22 protein-coding genes and 1 pseudogene are annotated in these 20126 nt (G+C 35.4%); 8 read left to right on the forward strand and 15 right to left on the reverse strand.

The window, feature by feature from the left end; translation table 11 throughout:
- Positions 1–37 precede the first annotated feature (37 nt).
- The 7 genes from I5776_RS15640 to I5776_RS15670 form a co-directional block, all read right to left on the reverse strand.
- On the reverse strand, positions 38–475 hold the full coding sequence (locus tag I5776_RS15640) for a dUTP diphosphatase (RefSeq protein ID WP_202777297.1): 438 nt from the start codon (positions 473–475) through the stop codon (positions 38–40).
- Positions 476–540: 65 nt separating this feature from the next.
- Complete coding sequence (gene nrdF, locus I5776_RS15645) at positions 541–1497, reverse strand: class 1b ribonucleoside-diphosphate reductase subunit beta (RefSeq protein ID WP_202777298.1); 957 nt, start codon at positions 1495–1497, stop codon at positions 541–543.
- Between the two features lie 17 nt (positions 1498–1514).
- The gene (gene nrdE / locus I5776_RS15650) at positions 1515–3701 is read right to left on the reverse strand and encodes a class 1b ribonucleoside-diphosphate reductase subunit alpha (protein ID WP_202777299.1); all 2187 of its coding nucleotides are present in this window, start codon (positions 3699–3701) and stop codon (positions 1515–1517) included.
- Positions 3679–4059 (reverse strand): class Ib ribonucleoside-diphosphate reductase assembly flavoprotein NrdI, encoded by a 381-nt coding sequence (nrdI, locus tag I5776_RS15655; RefSeq protein WP_202777300.1) that lies wholly within the window; start codon positions 4057–4059, stop codon positions 3679–3681. The genes nrdE and nrdI overlap by 23 nt, the downstream gene beginning before the upstream one ends.
- The gene (locus I5776_RS15660; protein WP_202777301.1) at positions 4053–4292 is read right to left on the reverse strand and encodes a glutaredoxin domain-containing protein; all 240 of its coding nucleotides are present in this window, start codon (positions 4290–4292) and stop codon (positions 4053–4055) included. Before I5776_RS15660 ends, nrdI begins: the two co-directional genes overlap by 7 nt.
- A gap of 359 nt (positions 4293–4651) precedes the next feature.
- On the reverse strand, positions 4652–5671 hold the full coding sequence (locus I5776_RS15665; protein WP_202777302.1) for a mechanosensitive ion channel family protein: 1020 nt from the start codon (positions 5669–5671) through the stop codon (positions 4652–4654).
- A gap of 519 nt (positions 5672–6190) precedes the next feature.
- A complete protein-coding gene (locus tag I5776_RS15670) occupies positions 6191–6688 on the reverse strand; it encodes an LURP-one-related/scramblase family protein (RefSeq protein ID WP_202777303.1) in 498 nt (165 codons plus the stop codon).
- Between the two features lie 353 nt (positions 6689–7041).
- Between I5776_RS15670 and I5776_RS15675 the strand changes: the two genes are divergently transcribed.
- Positions 7042–7518 carry a hypothetical protein gene (locus tag I5776_RS15675; RefSeq protein WP_202777304.1) on the forward strand — a complete coding sequence of 159 codons (477 nt, stop codon included), beginning with the start codon at positions 7042–7044 and terminating at the stop codon, positions 7516–7518.
- A 143-nt stretch (positions 7519–7661) separates the two neighbouring features.
- Here I5776_RS15675 and I5776_RS15680 read toward each other — a convergent pair whose 3' ends face one another.
- A complete protein-coding gene (locus I5776_RS15680) occupies positions 7662–8051 on the reverse strand; it encodes a hypothetical protein (protein WP_202777305.1) in 390 nt (129 codons plus the stop codon).
- Positions 8052–8297: 246 nt separating this feature from the next.
- Here I5776_RS15680 and I5776_RS15685 point away from each other — a divergent pair, with 246 nt between their 5' ends.
- Positions 8298–8639, forward strand: coding sequence for a VOC family protein (locus I5776_RS15685; RefSeq protein WP_202777306.1), 342 nt, complete (start codon positions 8298–8300; stop codon positions 8637–8639).
- 63 nt (positions 8640–8702) lie between these two features.
- Positions 8703–9338 carry a chloramphenicol phosphotransferase CPT family protein gene (locus I5776_RS15690; protein ID WP_246483814.1) on the forward strand — a complete coding sequence of 212 codons (636 nt, stop codon included), beginning with the start codon at positions 8703–8705 and terminating at the stop codon, positions 9336–9338.
- Between the two features lie 250 nt (positions 9339–9588).
- Here the strand turns inward: I5776_RS15690 and I5776_RS15695 are convergent, their stop codons facing one another.
- Together I5776_RS15695 and I5776_RS15700 are read right to left on the reverse strand one after the other, a co-directional pair.
- The gene (locus I5776_RS15695) at positions 9589–10101 is read right to left on the reverse strand and encodes an SRPBCC family protein (protein ID WP_202777308.1); all 513 of its coding nucleotides are present in this window, start codon (positions 10099–10101) and stop codon (positions 9589–9591) included.
- Between the two features lie 403 nt (positions 10102–10504).
- The gene (locus tag I5776_RS15700; protein ID WP_202777309.1) at positions 10505–11377 is read right to left on the reverse strand and encodes an SDR family oxidoreductase; all 873 of its coding nucleotides are present in this window, start codon (positions 11375–11377) and stop codon (positions 10505–10507) included.
- A gap of 232 nt (positions 11378–11609) precedes the next feature.
- On the opposite strand from I5776_RS15700, the gene I5776_RS15705 reads away from it, so the two are divergent.
- The 3 genes from I5776_RS15705 (at position 11610) to I5776_RS15715 (ending at position 13279) form a co-directional block, all read left to right on the forward strand.
- Positions 11610–12152 (forward strand): DUF3841 domain-containing protein, encoded by a 543-nt coding sequence (locus I5776_RS15705; RefSeq protein WP_202777310.1) that lies wholly within the window; start codon positions 11610–11612, stop codon positions 12150–12152.
- A 224-nt stretch (positions 12153–12376) separates the two neighbouring features.
- Positions 12377–12697 carry a DUF6678 family protein gene (locus tag I5776_RS15710; protein ID WP_202777311.1) on the forward strand — a complete coding sequence of 107 codons (321 nt, stop codon included), beginning with the start codon at positions 12377–12379 and terminating at the stop codon, positions 12695–12697.
- 111 nt (positions 12698–12808) lie between these two features.
- Positions 12809–13279 carry a hypothetical protein gene (locus tag I5776_RS15715; protein ID WP_202777312.1) on the forward strand — a complete coding sequence of 157 codons (471 nt, stop codon included), beginning with the start codon at positions 12809–12811 and terminating at the stop codon, positions 13277–13279.
- Positions 13280–13547: 268 nt separating this feature from the next.
- Here the strand turns inward: I5776_RS15715 and I5776_RS15720 are convergent, their stop codons facing one another.
- Together I5776_RS15720 and I5776_RS15725 are read right to left on the reverse strand one after the other, a co-directional pair.
- A complete protein-coding gene (locus I5776_RS15720; protein WP_202777313.1) occupies positions 13548–15122 on the reverse strand; it encodes a hypothetical protein in 1575 nt (524 codons plus the stop codon).
- Complete coding sequence (locus I5776_RS15725) at positions 15115–15672, reverse strand: sigma-70 family RNA polymerase sigma factor (RefSeq protein WP_202777314.1); 558 nt, start codon at positions 15670–15672, stop codon at positions 15115–15117. The genes I5776_RS15720 and I5776_RS15725 overlap by 8 nt, the downstream gene beginning before the upstream one ends.
- A gap of 223 nt (positions 15673–15895) precedes the next feature.
- Here I5776_RS15725 and I5776_RS15730 point away from each other — a divergent pair, with 223 nt between their 5' ends.
- Positions 15896–17308 (forward strand): PQQ-dependent sugar dehydrogenase, encoded by a 1413-nt coding sequence (locus tag I5776_RS15730; protein WP_202777315.1) that lies wholly within the window; start codon positions 15896–15898, stop codon positions 17306–17308.
- A 131-nt stretch (positions 17309–17439) separates the two neighbouring features.
- On the opposite strand, the gene I5776_RS15735 is transcribed toward I5776_RS15730, so the two are convergent.
- On the reverse strand, positions 17440–17838 hold the full coding sequence (locus tag I5776_RS15735) for a VOC family protein (RefSeq protein WP_202777316.1): 399 nt from the start codon (positions 17836–17838) through the stop codon (positions 17440–17442).
- Positions 17839–18141: 303 nt separating this feature from the next.
- Here I5776_RS15735 and I5776_RS15740 point away from each other — a divergent pair, with 303 nt between their 5' ends.
- Positions 18142–18975 carry a PHP domain-containing protein gene (locus I5776_RS15740; protein WP_202777317.1) on the forward strand — a complete coding sequence of 278 codons (834 nt, stop codon included), beginning with the start codon at positions 18142–18144 and terminating at the stop codon, positions 18973–18975.
- A gap of 7 nt (positions 18976–18982) precedes the next feature.
- On the opposite strand, the gene I5776_RS15745 is transcribed toward I5776_RS15740, so the two are convergent.
- Positions 18983–19129: a hypothetical protein gene (locus I5776_RS15745; RefSeq protein WP_202777318.1), complete on the reverse strand. Its 147-nt coding sequence runs from the start codon at positions 19127–19129 to the stop codon at positions 18983–18985.
- 242 nt (positions 19130–19371) lie between these two features.
- Positions 19372–20096: pseudogene (locus I5776_RS21730) on the reverse strand (Fic family protein).
- Positions 20097–20126: the final 30 nt, after the last annotated feature.

Below are 20126 nucleotides of genomic sequence, written 5' to 3' on the forward strand. Positions count from 1 at the left end.
AAAAGGTACTTGATCAGCAAAATTAAAAGAAGATGTATTACTTCGTTCCAGTAGAGCCATGCCCGCCTCGGTTTTCATTTCCAAGCGATACAACCTCAACTAGCTCTACCGTCGGCATTTTTTTCATGATTCGGAACTGACAGATGCGGTCGTTCATTTCAATTACGGTATCTCTTAATGCGTACGCGGGGAAAAACCATTGATCTTGGTCGCCTTTATACGATTCGTCAATGACTCCCATGGAATTCGTTTGGATGATTCCAAAATTCTTGAACGTACTTGAACGGGGTACGACATGTGCTTCATATCCTTCCGGAAGCTCCATTGCAACGCCAAGTGGAATTAGTTTGAATTCATCTTTTTTTAATTCGATGGTTTTTGCTGCACGTAAATCTAACCAGTCACCTTGGACAATTTTATCGATTTTTACTAAGTTTTCATCAAAATATTTAATCTTAATTTGTTGTGTTGACATGTTTTTCTCCTCTACTTCTAAAGAATAGCGACGGGTTGCCCAAAAAGCCCCCATCGCTAAGCTGTTTAATAGTCATAATCTGTTTCTTTCATATCCTCAACGACTGAAAGTAAATAACCATTTCCCACCGTTGAGAAGAAATCGTGATTCGTTGTTCCGGTAGATAATCCATTAATAACAATCGGATTCACATCATCTGCTGTATCAGGGAATAGTGGTGATAAACCAAGATTCATTAATGCTTTATTGGCATTATAGCGAAGGAAAACTTTCACATCTTCCGTCCAGCCTACTTGGTCATATAAGGATTCTGTGTACTTCACTTCATTTTCATATAATTTATAAAGCAAAGAGTATGTCCAAGATTTGATCGCTTCTTTTTCCGAGTCTGTCAATTGCTCGAAGCCAATTTTAAACTTATATCCAATATAGGCCCCATGTGCCGATTCGTCTCTAATAATTAACTTGATGACTTCTGCCACGTTAATTAATTTTGCTCTACCTAAATAATATAATGGTGTGTAAAAGCCGGAATAAAATAAAAATGATTCCAAAAAGACACTGGCTACTTTCTTCTCTAACGGAGTACCGTTTTGATATATTTCATCAATGATACGCGCCTTCGTTTGAAGAAAATCATCTTCTCTCGCCCATCTAAAAATATCTTCAATTTCTTTTTTCGTATTGAGCGTGCTGAAAATCGATGAATAGCTTCGCGCATGCTCGGATTCCATAAATTGAATATTATTTAATACTGCAATTTCATGCTGTGTTTTTGCGTCCTTCCGCAATGCATCAATCCCGTTCTCCGATTGGAGTGTATCGAGCATCGTTAGTCCGCCAAATACCTTTTCTACCAAACGTTTCTCAGGATCAGGAAGTTTCGTCCAGTCGGATTTATCTTTAGACACAGGCATACGTGTCGATAGCCAGAATTGTTCTGTCAATTTCTCATACGTCATTTTATCCATTATATCTTCAATATTATTCCAATTTATTGCATCATAATAATTCCATTCCATCTAGAGTCTACCCCCCCTTAAATACTGCAAGATTCACAATAGTTCGCACCAACTTCAGTTCCATCATCCGTATACGTTCTAATGTAATAAACTGATTTAATGCCTTTTTTCCATGCATAATTTCTCAAGATATTCAAATCTCTTGTTGTTTTCTTCGTAGGATATTCGCTGTTTATTTTCCATTCATACATCCCATCTGGTAATTCAGATCTCATAAACAACGTCATACTTAAACCTTGATCGACATGCTTTTGTGCCGTTGCATACGTATCAATCACTTTTCGTTGATCGATATCATAGGCAGACTCATAGTATGGTAGTGTTTCGGTCGTTAAATATGGTGCAGGATAATACACTTTCCCACGTTTTCCTTCGGTACGTTCCTCAATTCGTTGAGTAATCGGATGAATGGAGGCTGTTGCCTCGTTCACATATGAAATCGATCCCGTCGGTGCAGTCGCAAGCCGGTAGGCATTGTATATTCCGTATTGCATGACGGATTCTTTTAATTGTTGCCAGTCTTTATGATGTGGAATAAAAATATCTTTAAATAGTTCTTTCACTTTTTCATGTTTAAATTCAAAATCCGGTTCGTTTAAATATTTATCAAAATATTCGCCTGTTGCGTATTTTGACTTTTCAAACTCATAGAACGTTTTACCCGTTTCGATTGAAATTTTATTACTTTCAACGAGGGTCCAATAGTTTAATAGCATGAAATAAATATCCGTAAATTCCAAGCTTTCAGGTGAGCCGTAATACATTTGATTTTTCGCTAAAAATCCATGTAAATTCATAGCTCCTAGACCAACCGAATGATACATGTCATTCCCGTTTTTCACCGAAGGAACGACATCGATACTCGAATGATCGGTTACGTATGTTAAAGCACGCAGCATCGTACGCACTGATTTTCCAAAGTCAGGTGAACCCATTAGATTGGTAACATTGGTTGAACCTAAATTACAGCTGACATCATTCCCTAATTGCTCAAAGGTTTGGTCATTATTGATCATGGAATCCTTTTGTACTTGAAAAATTTCCGTACATAGATTAGACATGATAATCGTTCCATCAATCGGATTCGCGCGATTCACATTATCAATATTAATGATATATGGATAGCCGCTTTCATTTTGAAGATTGCTTATTTCTGTTTCTAAATCTCTCGCTTTAATTTTTGATTTACGAATATGAGGATTTTCAACCATCCTGTCATATTCTTTCGTGATGTCTATATATGCAAATGGTTTTCCGTAAATTTTTTCAACATCATGCGGAGAAAATAAATACATATAATCATTGTTTTTAATTAATTCATAGAATTTATCCGGTACGATGAGGCCAAGTGATAATGTTTTAATCCGCACTTTCTCATCAGCATTTTCTTTTCGAACAGATAAGAAGTCAACGATGTCAGGATGGAAAATATTTAAATACACGACACCTGCACCATCTCTCGCTCCACCTTGGTTGGCATAAGAAAAGGCATCCTCAAACATTTTCATCACGGGAACTACCCCATCAGCAAGTCCATATACGCCTCTAATCGGATCATTATTCGCACGCAGATTCGATAAACTGATTCCAACTCCTCCGCCTAATTTGGATAATTGCAAAGCAGAGTTGATACTTCTGCCAATCGAATTCATATCATCGGAAACTGTTAAAAGGAAACACGAAACCATTTCCCCTGCTCTCTTTTTACCAATATTTAAAAATGTAGGGGTTGCCGGTTGATAACGCTGGTTGATTAATTCTTCCGCTAAGTCGAGTGCCAATTGTTCATTCCCATCAGCTATCGCAAGTGCATTAAAGGCCAGGCGATCTTCATATCTTTCTAAAAATCGATTCCCATCATCGGTTTTCATTGCATATTGGGAATAAAACTTATACGCCCCCATAAATGAACGGAAACGGAATTTTTTATTATAAATACTTTTAAATACTTTTTTGACAAACTTGCGATCGTATTTATCTAGAAAATCGACTTTAATATAATCATTTTCAATTAAATAATCCAACTTTTCGTCTAATGAGTGAAAAAATACTGTATTAGGATTAACATATTCTAAAAAGTAAGCTTTAACAGCTGCCTTGTCTTTATCTAATTGGATCTTTCCATCTTTAGGTAGATTTAATAGATTGTTAAGGGTAAAATACGTATCCTCTTTGACCTTTTTACTTAATTCCGGTGCTAGCAAGTTGATTCACTTCCTTCTTAAAATAAATAACGTCTTCATCTGTCCCGCTAAATTCAAATGTAAAGAGTAATGGTTTCTGATATTTTTGGGCTAAATCCCGTGCATTAAAGCAATAATTATGATCAAAATTCAAATTACCGCTGCCAACAAAGCCAACTAAATAGTCGAGGTTATTTTTATAGTTAAGAAATGAACTAATGATATCTGTAATATCGTCATCATAGGATGGGGCAATCATAATAAAGGATTCATGGACCTCAAAAAGAGGATCCGAGTAGTTGATTTCAACAGATTCCAGCTCGGTCCTCTTTACGAAGCTTCTAACATTTCCAGTTAAGGAAAGATAAACAACTAACATTTAACAGCTAATGCTTTCAATTTATCTGGCTGAAAACCAGTAAATGGTTCCTGCCCCTCAACAATCACTACCGGCATCTGACGCAAATTCAGTGTATTTACAACGTAATCAAAAGCATTCTCATCTTCTTCTACATTGAACGTTTCAAACTCAATTCCTTCCCCATTTAGAACTACTTTTGTCATATCACATTGAGGACATCCATTTTTCGTATACACTGTTACTTTCGACATTTTATTACCGCCTATCTACAATATTTTCGTCTATTAATATCTGATTATAGCAATTTATGACGAGAATTTCATCCCATTAAGCTGCTAATTATTTTTTTGCAAAATTAGAAAGAAATACACTTGACAAAGGATTTTTTCAGAGGAAATAAAACAAAATAGGAATAATACTAGTGGTAGAGGGGAATCGGGGAAACCTTTTATAACTTTTTTTGTCACTCTAAACTTTGAAACTTACTTAAAGAAAAAAATATTTTGAGGAAATTATTTTTTGTGACAAGTGATTACAGGCAAGAAACTCTTCAATGAACCTGTAATCGTCTTGTCTATTAAACCATGTAATCGTTCTTTACCTCTTTAGATTATTTGCTCGCCATTTCCAATTTATTTTCATAAAATTGCTTATTTATTCTAAAGTTAATGTTACTTTTTATACTTGCAAGCTGATTAGGATCAGCTATCATGATTGATAGTTCAAATTGAAGGTTGGTAGCCCCAAATCCAACAAAGTTCACAAATGGTTCCGGATCCAATAAGACTGCCGGTGAGACCAAGCTTTCCTCTCTTGCAATCTCCATAAGCAATTCTTTTACTTTTTCTGCATCGGTTCCAATATCAACAGTAAAAGGAATCGATATTCGAAGTCTAGGATCACTAAACGAACGGTTAACGACCTTTTCTCCTAAAAAATAGGAATTCGGAACAATAATGTGTTCGTTATTAACTGTTTTAATAATCGTCGCCCGCATATTAATTTTTTCAACGTCTCCAATAATATCATCGATAAGAACGCGATCCCCAACTTTTATTGGACGTTCAAACAGAATAATCACTCCGGAGATAAAGTTGGATGCAATGTTTTGCAGTCCAAACCCAATTCCGACACTGATGATGCTAGCAAACATCGTTAATGCACTTAGATTGATCCCCACTGTCGTTAGACTGACAATAATCGCAATAATCATAATAGAATAATGTACAACTCGGTCAAATGTATATCTCGTGCCTTTATCTAAGTGGTATCGATTGTAAATCCCAGGCAATAAAACATTGGTTGAAATTTTTGAAAATCGACTGGCTAAAGAAATAATTAAAACAGCCACAATAATTAGGAATAGCGTTATATCCACTTTGCCGAATTTAAAAATCTTGGCAAACATCCATTTAGCTTTTGAAAAATATAGAAGCAAAAAGATCAGTGTTCCATAAAAAGTAAACCAATTTACGATGCTTCTCAACGCAGCATGACGTTTGGGAAGCTTTTTGAGAATCGAAAGAAGAATCCATCGCAATATCGACATTCCAATAACAACAGCTGCAATGATGATTAAGCTCATATAATTAAAAGCGTGAAGCCAATTTTTTAATGTTTGAATATCCATGTTTTCACCTTCATTATTCTATGCAATTTTTCTTTAGTTGATTAAAGAGCAAACTCCTTGTATATTCTAGCAAATAAATCTGAAAGAGGGATGGGTATAAAGTCTGTAAATAAAAGCATAAATAACATAATTAGCACACAAAAGCTTGGGATATTTCCTTAGCTTTTGTGTGCTAATTACAAGTTCATTAGGCGCAAAATCGAGTTTGAATAAGCGGAGAATTTTCCCTTAATTAAGAAATAGAACTGAAAATACCTTAAATAGGCGGAAAGATTCCGGCTATTAACTCGAAAAACGTGAAAATGGGTGATTTTGCTTTGCTTAATCGGAAATCCTCCGCTTATATCCCCCGAACCGAGCCCGAGTCTGCCGGTTAACCGGAAAATCTCCGCTTATATTGATGATCTTTAGTTGCTCAAAAAGGAGATACTATTTGGTATGTTTCTCCACCTAAACTGAACTATTTAATAACTGAAGTTAAAAGAAAAGTCATCACCATTTTATTTAGTCCACACTGCATTAAGTCGTTGCTGCTGAGGAAGCTGCAGCATGGTCAGCCTTCACACAATCAATTGCGACAACAAGCGCAATCATGATCGCCTCCATCTCCTCATTCAATATTTGTACCTTGTAGCTATCGCCCCAAGTGAACCACTCCTTGCTCACTTTACCGACCAGTTCACCGTGCTGTAATACATGAAAATCCATATCCCACCAATTTCCCTGCACTTCAATACCCGCTGAATCAATTGTATAGCGTGCTTTTAAGAAAGAAAACTCCTTCTTAATCGTTAACAACTCTTGACCATTCACCTCAACAAAAAACTTTGGCAAAAAGCTGAACGCCTTTTTCGTAATGAGCGCAATTTCATCCCTGGTAGTATTTAAAATGGAAAAAGTCTTTGGAACTTTCATAAAGCTCCCTTCCACGAAATAAACGTCCTTCCCCTGCTCATCCTTCACTGTAAATTTCCCACTTAGACTGAATACCTTTTGTTTTATATAAAATTGCTTCATACGATGCCTCCTTTGATATAGGATATTACTATAAGTATATTATAGGTATAGTTTAATCTTACATCACCATCTTAGTTTGTAGATGGAAAATTTTCCAAATCACTGAGGATTAAAAAAAGCTTTGGGCTGTACTATCTATGGACTGGCTTGGAGGTCGCCTTTCCATAGATTTCATCGTGAATTTTTAAAACCTTTTTGCTTATGTAACGTATACTTATTATCTAGTTTTTTAAGAAAGGGTGAAAGCGATGATATCAAAGTCTATCAATCGATTGTTCACCAAAAATAAGGGAAAAACCTTAGGGGAACGTATTGGCAATTATTTTATGATCATATGCCTTCTATTTTTCATTTTGACAATAATCATATTTGGTATTTCATTTTTCTTCAAAAAAAATTGGATTGTTCATGAGATTATTCAGCTGATTAGTGGTGTTTGTTTCACATTTGTTTTCTGCTCGGTCTTTATCACATTAATTTTTATGACTCGTAATTGGATTTGGAAACTATTAGGTGTTTTTATAACGGTCATTTTTTTCTATGCTGCCACTCAACTTATGGTAGATGTGAAAATGATCTATAAAGATAAGGTCGCTTATGAAAACAAACAATTTGAAAGGATCGTTGGCATCCCGAAAGAGGTGGAGTATGATAACCCGGAGTCCGGACCGAGAATGGTGTATGAAATCACGTTTGAAGATGTAGTAGTTCAAGCTACACATCTATGGATACGCCAAGATTATTTTGAAAAAAATATGAAAGGGAAAAGACTGGAAGTTTTCTATTTACCGAACAGTCGTTATGCGATGGATGTCCTTGTTGCTGATTAATGAAAAGTGACGGGTGTTTTGTGCCATTCTCCGTATACCAAAACGGTATCGGCTAAAGAAATGGCTTTGTACTGGGAAGCAGCGTTTTCTTTTACACTGCCTTCCGTACTGTTTTTTGAATGTATCAACCTAAAGTTCGTATTTTATTTTTCTTCTTTATAAAATAGTGTCAATAAGAAAAACATGATGAAGCTTAAAAGTAAAGCAACTCCGCCGCCAATATAGATCACTAACGTGACACCTTCTGGTAAGTCAAATGGCTTAACCATATATAACCACATACCAATCGTTAGCCCTGTTGACCCTATAATGGCCGTCCAAACATGTATCTTAGTCAAAATCGTCTCTTTTGTTTGGAACACCTTATAGAAAACTGCCCACCCAAAAAGAGTTAACCAACCAACGACAAGGATATGTGCATGAACCGGACGAAAGGCATATGAACCTGATCCAGCCATGTGTGCGCCTAAAACAGCTCCAATCACCCCAAAAATCCCAGCAAATCGTAACAATACTTTACTATTGTTATTCACTTTAATTTCCTCCTCCTTTTATCACCATTATTTTTAAACCGTCTTAAACTATAATGTACCTTCTGAATATGAACAGGTGATGAACAAAAGATTACAAAAAAATTGTCATGTACTACCAGTAGGAATGACAAACATAATTTAGTGTGAATAAATTGTTTACTGTTGAATTGAACTAAAGATTAACAGTTTATAAAAAAGTTGCACCGTTTTTCCCCATTGAATATGATTATCTAAAGAGGTGGATGTATGAAACTAAACCATTTAAATTTAACTGTCGAGGATGTAGAAATTACACGGGAGTTCTTAGAAAATTATTTTGGCATGACATGTATTGGCAGCCGAGGAAAGGGATTTTCTGCTATGTTTGATGATGATCAATTTGTACTATCTTTGATGAAAGGAAAGGATGTCCGCTATCCTAAGACCTTTCATATTGGATTCCCGCAAGAGAGTAGAGAAAAAGTTGATCAAATTAACAAACGTTTAAAAAATGATGGTTATGAAGTTAATCCTCCTACCGAATCTCATGCCTATACCTTCTATGTTCAAGCTCCGGGTGGATTTACCATTGAAATTTTTTCAGAGTAAAACAATATGAGGGTATTGTCGAGGTCGATGTTTGCCATCAATCAGGTTAGAGGAGGAAACAGAGTGCTAAAAACTAATTCATTAGGTAAAATTGTAATTCTTAACGGAACTCCTCGGTCTGGAAAATCAAGTATAGCAACTATTGTCCAAAATACGTTTGAAGGAGTTTGGATGAATTTAGGTGTTGATAATTTTATTCGAATGACTCCTCAACGTTACCAACCTGGAATAGGATTAAGACCTGGAGGCGAACGCCCAGATTTAGAGCCATTAATCGTTACCTTGTATCAAGCTATGTACGAATCTATTGCAGCACATAGTCGATTAGGATTGAACGTTGTAGTTGATGTGGGACATCACGATAACTATTCAATTAGGAGGGGGATTCTTTATAAGTGTGTTCGTATTTTGAAAGAATTTCCCGTGTTATTTGTGGGTATCCGATGTCCCCTAAATGTTGTAATGGAGCGACGAATTGCGACTTGGAATAACAGCTACGCTGAAGATGGGTCTGTACCAAAACCCATTATGTTGTGGCAAAAGTCCGTTCATTTGCCAGGTATCTATGATCTGGAGATTGATACATCGGTTCTAAGTCCTGAAGAATGTGCAAATTTGATTCGAAAAAAATTAGAAGAGAATTCCATAGATACAGCTTTTAAGCGTCTTGCAAATAGGATAAACGAGGAGACAAACTGAATTCGTTCTTCAACTGACGGTATTTATTAATAACTTCTCACTATATCTTTTTTTCAACCGTACGACTTATTCGGGATTAGTACCTGCGAAGCTGTCACCAAGTGCCACCCCCCACTCTTACACCTAGAAATACTGGACAAGAAAATAAATTCCTAGACTGTTGCTGTTTTATTGAACAAACATTCCCAGCTGAAACGTAATATTCAAAGTGATTAAGGTTTTTTTGGCCGATTAACTTTTTTATCGTATTCTAATTCAGGGAGACAAGATATTCAGCAAGTTTATCGAAAGAACCCTCAAGATCTTGTTGAAGCTTTCGAGCCATACCTTTGTAGGTTTCTTGTTCCTCAACTGAAGCGTTCACAGGGTAACCTTTCAGTTTTAAAACAGTTTTACCTTCGTCATCTTCTAGCGTTATGATATTCATAATTTCAAGAGGCCAGCTCACGTTAAAAGGCGCTCGGACCGTATTGCCTTGCTCATCGGAAAAGGATCGGATAAAAGCCACTTTCTCAGGTTCGACAACCTCTTGGTATGCAAACTTTCCCCACATAATCTGATTTCCGTCAAGAGACGTCTGAATACCTAAAAACTCGCCACCTGATCGAGCGTCCATTTTAACGATTTCGAGGGTGACTCCCTTTGGTCCCCACCATTTCGCGAAATGCCCGAGCTCTGTCCATGCTTTAAAAACGAGTTCGCGAGGGGCATCGAATACACGCGTAATTGCAATTTCAAACGATTGATTCAGATTGTTATCCATGAAAAACCTCCTTGTTTTTTGAAAGGAACGTTCTTAATTATTTTTATACTATCTATTAATAATAATAAATTAGCACAAAAAAAGGTACTTCTTTTCATCGCCTATTATGGCAGTGTTCCTATAATAAGTAAAAATGAAATGAGCAATTTCTGATGCTAACCCTAACCGAGCAAATGAACATTTTCTTTTAAGCAATTCTTGTTAATTTAAAGGGAATTTATTTTGTTTAAAGAAGTATTAAGATAAAATCATAATACTTTGAGGTGTACATATGAAAATTGAATTTTAGGATGCCGCAAATGGGCAGTTTAACAGAGGTAAGTATCCGCCGGTAGAACCGGCGGTTTTAGTTTTTCCTATATGGGCACTTTACCAAGATCTTAGAATTTATTTACTTGAATTTCTACTCGATTACCCCATACCCTTCCGGTGCAGGAATAGCATTTTCCGCAGAACGACTGACTGATTCCCATTCCTTCCATATGGATATACGTTTTTCGGTATTTTCAACAGCTAAATCGTAGACAAGGCTGCCTAGAATTAGTCGAAGAGGTGGATTTTCACTAGTAACCAATTTCATGATCGCTTCGGCTGCCAACTTAGGATCACTATCAACAGATTCGGTTGAATTTTGTTTTGCCAATTCCTCACGTAATGAATCATATTCTTGTTTCTGAGTAGTGAAACCCATTTTCAAATAAAGGTTCGTCCAATAACCTCCGGGTTCTACAATTGATACGTTTATTCCAAAATGAGCAGCTTCTTGTGCTAAAGCCTCGCTAAATCCCTCCAACGCAAATTTACTAGCACTGTAAACTCCTGACATAGGACCGGTAATCAGTCCACCGATACTCGATATTTGAATAATATGGCCAGAACCCTGCGCCCTCAAGTACGGCATTACTGCTTGGCAAACCCAAACTGCCCCATAGAAATTCGTTTCCATTTGACTTCTTACTTCATCTTCATTAAACTCTTCAATCATTCCCATTACCATATTTCCTGCATTGTTTATGACAATATCAATTTTCCCAAAATGTTTAATTGCTGATTCCACCGTAGCAAAAACATCACTTCTATTCGTAACATCAAGCCTCAATGGAAGCAACTTTCCTTCAAATTGACGTTTTAACTCATTTAGTTTTTCTATATTTCTAGCAACACCAACAACTTTGTCTCCTAACTCCAATGCTTTTTTCGCGAATTCGTATCCTAGTCCACTGCTTGCACCTGTAATAAACCATACTCGTGTATTTTCAACGTTACTAAATGTCATAAATAATCTCCTCCAACTAAATCATATTTTTTCAGGATGCATTTAATACCAATTAGTAAACCAAATCAAAAAAAATAAAAAGCATAGGCAATCTATGCTCCAAAATATAGTAACTTCAATTAAATCTATCTTCATGGTACTTTTCTACAAAAACCAATGTATATTTTAACTTTACATAAGATCAAATGTTATAATCTTTTATAGTAATTGATTGCAAAGTTGGTGTTTACTTATGAAAGTATATACAGTTCAACATTTAGTAGCGTATCGTAAAATGAGAGAACAAGGCTTCTTAGTCGGTGATGAAAAGTATGTTTGGGAAGAATTTAAAGAACCCTATCACTGGATGATGAAACAAATGGAGAAACGTATCGAGGGATATAATGCGATTGATTATCCCATTTGGCTTTGGAGGACAAGAGTGGATAGGAATAGCTCGGGGCTTTTTCCTAGAGGAACAAAAGGGGTAATCTTAACTTTAGAAATTCCAGATGACCAAATCCTATGGTCAGATTTCAATCTATGGCATTGTGTTTTAAATAATGGGAGTGTAACTGGAAGTGAAGAGGAAGAGAACATATTAGAAGAAAGTGGAAAGGATATTCAATACACTTGGGAACGAATCTTTGATTTTGATTGGTTCCGTAATGCAGATCCTAAGTGGGTCGGAAAGTATGATGAGTTTAACCTCCAAGGAGTTACCCCTAAGATAACTTTGGATATGGTTAAAAAAGTAACAAGATTTATTGCAAAAGGTAGTAATATTAATAGATAACTAGTAGGTACTATTGGTGTAAAAATAAGAATAAACCCACACCTATAATTACCAAAAAATAACAAAGATGAAATTAAGTGTACAATACAGACGAGAATTACAATAAAAAATATTTCTAAAGGACTGCAGAATACTGCAGTTTTTTGTGTTACTATCGGGGAAGTTTAGTGAAATAAAGCACCTCCTTAGAATACAATTATTTATGACGAATAGAGGTGGAAAAGATGAAATATCAGGAAGTAATGAATGATACAAAATGGGATGAAATTAGGTTACCCATGTTTGAGTTTCCTAACAATCGACAATGGAGAACAAAAGATATTGAAACGGACTACCTCTGCCACTGGGATGGTGAATGGTTTTATAATTTTAGGAGTGGCGGTTATAAGTGTATTGAATGGTTAGGGATAAAGGCAGAAACCGTAGAAATAAGGCATGAAGTTTTAAAAATTCTAAATAATATTCATGTTCCTGGAGAGGTACTTGGCGATGTAATTAGGGTTTATGGATATGTTGAAATTGGTAAACCTGTTAACTATCTATAAAATTCCTTATTCAATTAACAGGGGCAAGAGTTGAAGATCAGGTGAAGTTTCTTATTGCACGAAGCGGCAGTATAGTACAATTTTTAAAATAAAAGGAGGCGTTTTTTTCTAATGAAATATCATGATTTAATGAAATGGCAGGGGAATATTCTCTTAAAGGAAATTGCAGAGGATGTAGCTCTCGATGAAGGTGCCCTTAAGATAAAGATTGAACGATGTAAAGTTAGTGATAAAACTGTTTCCGTAATCGAGTTTGATGATGTAGTAATTGAAGCGAATCCTATTGAAGTGGATAGTGAATTACCAATCATCGAGCTGGAATTCAGCTCCTATGTTTCCTATTCAGTTATTAATGAGAGTTTTGCTCCATTCCAGGATTATGAGGTTTATGAAGGTAGTTTGTTTAGAATATATTCAAAATCAAGGTATTTAGATTTTATAAAACTACGAACTTTTGCAGTAGATATATTTCCTGACCTTGTACATTATCAAATACCTTGTCTTAACCACATAATCGATATTATTTCAAATGAAGTACCAATTGTTACAGAAATAAACAGATATACAATGAAAAGAATGTGAAGAAATTAACTTATACTACAATGGGCATTAATTGAACAATGTTCATTAGCTTGTCTTTAACAATCGGTCCATTAACTGGAGGAGGAAAATCAAGTGAAATTGAATACTTATGTGGTAATAAAAGCACGGTGTTTGCAAATGCATTTAAGAAATGCTGATTACGGAAATATAGTAGAAAGTAAAAAAGAACCAAAAATACGCTAGTTATGAATAAAAGAGTGCATATTTTTAGTTCTTTGTAATTTTCGATTATTGAACATTCCTTTTCCTAATGTTTAGATGTACTCTTTTTAAATGATTTTAATAGGCGTTTAGCATCACTGATAGAAACTTCTTGTGTAACTACTTCATACTTGTAGTCTCCCGAATTACCAATAAAATGAGCATTTGGTGTATTTTTGATTTCAAATACGCTCCACTTAATTCCATTTAGGGTAAAGGAATCGAGTTTTTTGCCTTTGGTTGTATTAAAGTCACCTAATGAACCTACAACTGAATCTTTGTGATACATTCTTACATAGATCAGACGAGAACCTGAACCACTTTCATTTCTTTCTTTTTTATAGCTATATGTTAAATACGCTTGATTAAATTCTTTATATCTTTCCATGCTAGCTGAGAAAATCTGTAATTCTGGATTTGAAAATTCGTAAAGAAAAGGTACTTTTCTACGTAGAATATCCAATACTGCCTTAACATCTATATCAATTGAATCGGCATGTTCAATAACCTTGATATCTTTCTCCCTAGAATCTTTAGTACTATTATCTTGTATTTGCATCGGATTATAATTACTCAAATTAGGTATGAATTGTTTGGAATCAATTGGAACATTTACTGATAAACTTTCTGGATGAAGATAGCTTATAATCTCTCCTTTTTCATTGTAAATTTCATACTTTAATAAGATGCCAGTATCTTTATCCACCCAAAACCGAAAGCTTTTTTCCTCTGGTTGCATATGATTTACAATACTCTTATCAATATTTCCGTGTAAAACAATAGTATTATGACTAAGTAGCTCATCATTTTGCTTCTCAATATTCCAAAGATTATTAAATCTTAAATATTTTGCTGCCATCTCGTATGGAAATAATGATAATCCTGAAGTTCCAATTGGAGGTCTTTCTCTAAATTTATCTTCCGAATCATATAATTTTCTAATCGGTAGTGAAAATACATCGTCTGGATTAACTGCATCTCTTTTACCTTTCATCTCATAATCATTAGTAAAATAGGTCTTTCTATCATTATCTATATTCCAGATTGATTGGTTATTATAGAACATTTCGTTCGTTGTTATTTTTGCACCTGTTACCTTCTCATCCGGGATGTTTATGGTTTTTTCATAACCGCCAATTAATTTCTTTAAACTAATTTTGTACTCCACATCTACTTGACTAGTGGAATTATCTTTAAATCTATCATATTCCTCGAATTTGCCAGAAGCACTTTCAAAGTAGTCAACCGTATTGAAAAGTTTATTTAATACGTCCTCTTTTGTCATATCATTGTAGTTTTCAGCTTGTTGAGAATATGTATATATCGAATTATTAGTAGGGTCATTATTTGATTTAAGTTTCTCCCTATACGCTTGACCGGATATTTTCTTTTCTTTTGGAAGGAGACCAAAGTTTTCCAATGTAATATAACTTATGCCAATTAAAAAAATACAGGTAATACCAACACTCAAAATTCGTGGAAACAGATTTTTCATCCTTTTAGTTTTTTTGGAATTATAGATTGCTTTTCTAACTTCAGACTTGTTTTTATTCCGAAAATCTAAATTTTTTAAAACCGTATTATCCATATTTTCTTTTAAATTTTTCAACAATTCATCCATCAGTTCTGCCCCCTTTTTCCATCATTTTTTTTAACAAAAGACGCCCCCGGTATAACCTGGATTTTATCGTTTGTATACTAATGTCCAGCATGTCTGCTATCTGGATATAAGAAAGCTCCTCATAGTAATACAAAATAATAACTTCACGATACTTAATTGGCAGTGTCAATACTTTTATTGATAAATCCTTTTTTTTCTCCATGTTCAATAATTCCGATTCTGGAGTATTATTGTCGATTTTATTTTTTGAGATAAATTCTGTTAAAATAATGTTCTTAAAGCTCCAGCTTCGTAACTTATCCTTACATAAATTAACTGTAATTCTGTAAATCCATGTTTTATAGGAAGACTCACTTCGAAAGGTATCTAGATTCCTATAACATTTAATGAAAACTTCCTGTGCAATATCCTCTGCTAATTGTTCTTTTTTTACAAAAGTGTACGCTAACCGAACAACACTTTTTCCATACTCATTCATTAGCCATTCAATCGTTTCTTCTCTATCAACAAAATTATCTTCCATTTCATCACACTTCTTTTTCTCTAACATCCTCCACACCCTTTCAAACTTTAGACGGTGCCAAAAGGGTATGGTTGCATTTAATCTAATTTTATTACGGAACTTTTCTAATATAATATACCTTTATCAAGAAAGGTTTTTAGGGTACAACATACTATTGGCCATCAACACCCATCTTAACAGCTTCTAATTTTTATTGACTAGTTGAACCGTTCTCATCATATTCTTATAAAAAAGAAGGGATGGGAATGAGTTGATCAAAGTTAAGGTTCGTTTACGACCCATTGTTAGTAGGATTAATTTGCCTACTGTTATGAAAACGACTATACTTCCGGGTGATTCAATTGAAAGATTATTTATTGCGACCCAGGTAGGCGAGATTTTTTACATAGGAAACGGGGATATAAAAACTTTTTTAGATATTCGTCATCGTATCATTAAACTAGGTTCCTCCGAACCAGGTGTTTCCGGTCGGGGATATGATGAACGGGGATTGCTAGGTCTGGCATTTCATCCACATTTTTATTTTAACGGGTTGTTTTATCTTCATTATTCGGTAGCTGAATCACAAGGTCCGGGGGCACTTTCTGAACATTTTAAGCCAAACCCGTGTGATTCGAGTACGCTAAATCTAAGGTGGAAAAATAGAGAGAGATTCTATGATCATATTGATACCGTGGAAGAATGGATTTTACAATCAAATGGTCAACCTCAAAAAAGGCGGACGTTATTGAACTTAAGAAGACCATTTTTTAACCATAATGGTGTTAACAGCTTAAACTTTTCACCTGAAACAGGAAAACTTGTGTTGACAATAGGAGATGGTGGTGCGGGCTATGATCCATTTAATTTAAGTCAGGATGATATGGAGATATTCGGTAAAATCATCGAAATTGATGTAGACAAGAATACGTCAATCCTTAATCCCCCAGTCGTCACACGTTTTAATGAGCTGCCAGTACCTATTCAAGAAACACTTACGGTAATCGCCAAAGGGGTTCGCAATATACCAGGCATAGCATTTCAAAGATTGGGTCATCAGTATATTAAATATGTGGGAAATGTCGGACAAGATTTAGTAGAGTCGATTTTTTCATTCGTCCACTATAAACCTACACCAGTTACTCACCTCATTGAAGCTTCTTTAATGAAAACGAACCCTATCGATGAGGGGCTTATAAACCTTGGGTGGAGGGGATGGGAAGGTTCTTTACCTACTTCGACGATAAGAGATTGCTCAGCAGACCCGACTTTGAAAGAGAAAACCATCGCCTATTATAATGAAGCAATAAAAACTTCAGTGAGTCGTCTTCAACCTTTAACTAGTTATTTTCATAAAGATCCTCGCCCCGATAAGTTTGGAGGAACCGCCCTAACAGGAGTTCAGCCGTATATGGGAGATGGCATCCCCCATTTAACGGAAAGCGTAGTGTTTACCGATCTTGCCCGCGTTGAAGAATCGCGGCCACCTGTCCGAGGGGTTTTAGCCTATACAAGAGGAAATGATTTTAGCGTTATTGAAACCGATGATCACTTTGGTTCGCAATCAGCCTATTATGTTAGTTTGGGAACAAATATGGATCAAACGAGACTCTATTTAGGTGTATACGGATCTATGAAAGTGACGGATTTGAATCAGGGTAGGGTTATGGAGATTGTTTTGTGATTTATTACCATGGAATTCGTTTTTTTCGCTCGATAACTTTGGATTTAACCGAATCGAATTAAAAAACACCCACAAAGATTGATTGTTCAACATTTGCGGGTGTCTGTCATTATAATTGTAATTATAGAATTCTACTTTGCATTCTCATCCGGTTGATGGATGCCAAAGATATTTCCTTCCGTATCAGTATAGTACCCCTGCCATGCCATTCCAGGTAGCGCATACTTTGGCATGGCCACTTTGCCACCAGAACTCATAATTTTTGCTTCAGTAGAATCGTAATCTTCCACTCCCATTGTACAAGCAAAACCATTTAAAGGCTGATTCGCTTCTGGAGGAGGAGGACTTTGACGTTTCATCAACGCTCCGTTAATGCCAAGTTCACTATCTTCACCTGTCACAGCCCCGAAATAAGGCATCCCCGCATACTCACTCCAATCCTCAAACCTCCAGCCAAAAACTTCTCCATAAAATTCTTTCGCCCGTTCCATATCATCCACATGAATTTCGAAATGAACTAATCTGCCCATAACAGCCTCCTATTTTTCATCAAAATTTGGTTTGCTAAGTATGTATTTCTTCATTAATAATGGGTACTCCTTCAAAATGAATATTTAAGGCACCCACCATTTCTACGAGTATATCCTGTAATTGTAGCTAGCATTCAGTACATTACGAGATATTCTCTCTAAAAATTACCCAAAATGTATGTCTACAATTTACTTGGAAAAATAAATCCTTAAGGCTTCGACACCATCACCCTTTTTTCATAGGAAGGGAATATTATCCTCAATGGCGAATGTTGATTTATATAAATTTGTTACGGAGCTGATATGAAAATGAATCATAAAATTGCTGACTTACATATTCACTCTTTATTTTCCGATGGAACGATGTCTCCCGAAGAAATTATAGCTAAAGCAGTAGAGAAAGGGTTAGGTTTAATAGCGATTACTGACCACAATGTGCTAAAAGGTTCAAGAGAAATACAAAAGCTAAATGATAATAAAGAACTATTGTTAATATCTGGTGTAGAACTGGACGCATTAGATAGAGGCAAAAATCTGCATATATTGGGTTATGGAATGGATTTAAATAATGAAAGGTTTAGAGAATTTACTAAAAAAAACAGATTGCTTTTTGAGTCTTTAGATGAGCGACTCATAGAAAGGATGCAAAGGGAATACGATAACATATCTCTAGAGGAATACTTAAATTATAATTATGACCGAAAAAACGGTGGTTGGAAGGCATTGCATTATTTTGTGGAAAAGGGGATTGCCAGTAGCTTAACAGCAGGTTTTGCATTCTATTCAAAGTATGAACTATCATTTGACTGTATTGAATTTCCCTCTGTTAGCATGGTATGTAATCATATTCACAGTGCAGGTGGGAAGGCAATTCTTGCTCATCCAGGAAGAGTAATAAATGTTACCGAAAGGAACGATTTTAAGAGAGAAATCACTAGATTAATTAATTTAGGGATTGATGGCATTGAGTGCTATTATCCAACGCATTCTCATGAAGTCACAGAAGATTGCTTGTCCATTTGCAAAGAACTTGGCTTGTTAATTACAGCAGGTTCTGATTGTCACGGTAATTTTGGAAAAACCGAAATTGGAGAGATGAAAATACCGATTTCTTGGTTAAATCTTGGGGATATTTAAGACACAATTATGTAAGCAAATTCATCACATGATTAAACTTACGGGTAACGACTATAACGACAGGTCTTTTCTTTCCATTTAACTCTACCGTCCATACCCTCTCCACGTCTGCTGTGTCTTTGTAAACTAGTAGTTTCGAACGTATATTATTCATTAGAAATACATATAAAAAAAGACAGGAAATTATTATCACCCTGTCCCAACTTTTCAAGAAAAAAATAGTATCTTATCCAAAGAATATTATTACCGTAAAATATATCCTATGACATTGTTGAGAGCCCCCCTCTATCACTCCCCCTTCACAAAATACCCCGCCGCAGGAAACCGCTCAAACTCCTTCTCATCTCCCGAAACGAAATCACATCAATCCCTCTAGTAATTTATTAAATCTATTTTTTATATTGCACTTAAATATAAATCTAACGAATCCTCCGCCTCATTTGCGACCAACTGAATAAAATCATCATAATCCTTTTGGGTATGTGCTTTATCTAAAGCTTCGTAATATTTCAAACGATTTTCTACTTTGATAACGACAGGTGGGTAGCCCTCTTTCATGAGTTCCAAATTTAATAATAAACGAGAGGTAAGACCATTCCCATCGATAAAAGGATGTTTCCGACAAAAATAGCGTGTAACATTGCACCACGAATAACGGGATGCATTTGTTTTGCTTCTTGTTCATACCAATTTAAAAGCTGCTCCATTTGGTCTTTTATAAGAAATGGAGCAGGCGGCCTATGCATTGCACCTGAAGTAAAAACTTGTTGATCCCGATATACACCCGCATATTCATCATCAATGCCTTGTAATATAAGGCGATGCAAATTTTTAATTTGCCATTCCGAAAAGAGTTCTTTATTTTGGACAATTTCTTCTACATACGAAATCGCATCACGATGATTAATAACTTCTAAATGTTCACGCATCGTTTTCCCACCAACTGTGATCCCTTCAAGAACTATTTTCTTTTCATTTATTGTTAAGGCGTTCCCTTCGATAGCATTTGTGTTATATGTCCATTCAAGCAATAATTTTTCGCGTAAACTACTTAATGTATACTTTGGTAAAGGTTGATTTGCATCAAGACGAGCCTTTTTCTGATCAATTTTTTCAAACATTCTACCTCACCTCATAGGGTTTTGTCCTTC

It is taken from the genome of Heyndrickxia vini, assembly GCF_016772275.1.
Lineage (GTDB): Bacteria > Bacillota > Bacilli > Bacillales > Bacillaceae_C > Heyndrickxia > Heyndrickxia vini.

What these genes read in the sequence shown, in the direction of transcription:
- I5776_RS15725 (WP_202777314.1), bottom strand. Translation starts at nt 15,672, where the DNA reads ATGTTAGAGAAAAAGAAGTGTGATGAAATGGAAGATAATTTTGTTGAT.
- I5776_RS15665 (WP_202777302.1), bottom strand. Translation starts at nt 5,671, where the DNA reads ATGGATATTCAAACATTAAAAAATTGGCTTCACGCTTTTAATTATATG.
- I5776_RS15660 (WP_202777301.1), bottom strand. Translation starts at nt 4,292, where the DNA reads ATGTCGAAAGTAACAGTGTATACGAAAAATGGATGTCCTCAATGTGAT.
- I5776_RS15710 (WP_202777311.1), top strand. Translation starts at nt 12,377, where the DNA reads ATGAAATATCAGGAAGTAATGAATGATACAAAATGGGATGAAATTAGG.
- I5776_RS15685 (WP_202777306.1), top strand. Translation starts at nt 8,298, where the DNA reads ATGAAACTAAACCATTTAAATTTAACTGTCGAGGATGTAGAAATTACA.
- I5776_RS15700 (WP_202777309.1), bottom strand. Translation starts at nt 11,377, where the DNA reads ATGACATTTAGTAACGTTGAAAATACACGAGTATGGTTTATTACAGGT.
- I5776_RS15695 (WP_202777308.1), bottom strand. Translation starts at nt 10,101, where the DNA reads ATGGATAACAATCTGAATCAATCGTTTGAAATTGCAATTACGCGTGTA.
- I5776_RS15745 (WP_202777318.1), bottom strand. Translation starts at nt 19,129, where the DNA reads ATGAATAATATACGTTCGAAACTACTAGTTTACAAAGACACAGCAGAC.
- nrdF (WP_202777298.1), bottom strand. Translation starts at nt 1,497, where the DNA reads ATGGAATGGAATTATTATGATGCAATAAATTGGAATAATATTGAAGAT.
- I5776_RS15705 (WP_202777310.1), top strand. Translation starts at nt 11,610, where the DNA reads ATGAAAGTATATACAGTTCAACATTTAGTAGCGTATCGTAAAATGAGA.
- I5776_RS15670 (WP_202777303.1), bottom strand. Translation starts at nt 6,688, where the DNA reads ATGAAGCAATTTTATATAAAACAAAAGGTATTCAGTCTAAGTGGGAAA.
- I5776_RS15640 (WP_202777297.1), bottom strand. Translation starts at nt 475, where the DNA reads ATGTCAACACAACAAATTAAGATTAAATATTTTGATGAAAACTTAGTA.
- nrdI (WP_202777300.1), bottom strand. Translation starts at nt 4,059, where the DNA reads ATGTTAGTTGTTTATCTTTCCTTAACTGGAAATGTTAGAAGCTTCGTA.
- I5776_RS15715 (WP_202777312.1), top strand. Translation starts at nt 12,809, where the DNA reads ATGAAATATCATGATTTAATGAAATGGCAGGGGAATATTCTCTTAAAG.
- I5776_RS15735 (WP_202777316.1), bottom strand. Translation starts at nt 17,838, where the DNA reads ATGGGCAGATTAGTTCATTTCGAAATTCATGTGGATGATATGGAACGG.
- I5776_RS15720 (WP_202777313.1), bottom strand. Translation starts at nt 15,122, where the DNA reads ATGGATGAATTGTTGAAAAATTTAAAAGAAAATATGGATAATACGGTT.
- I5776_RS15740 (WP_202777317.1), top strand. Translation starts at nt 18,142, where the DNA reads ATGAAAATGAATCATAAAATTGCTGACTTACATATTCACTCTTTATTT.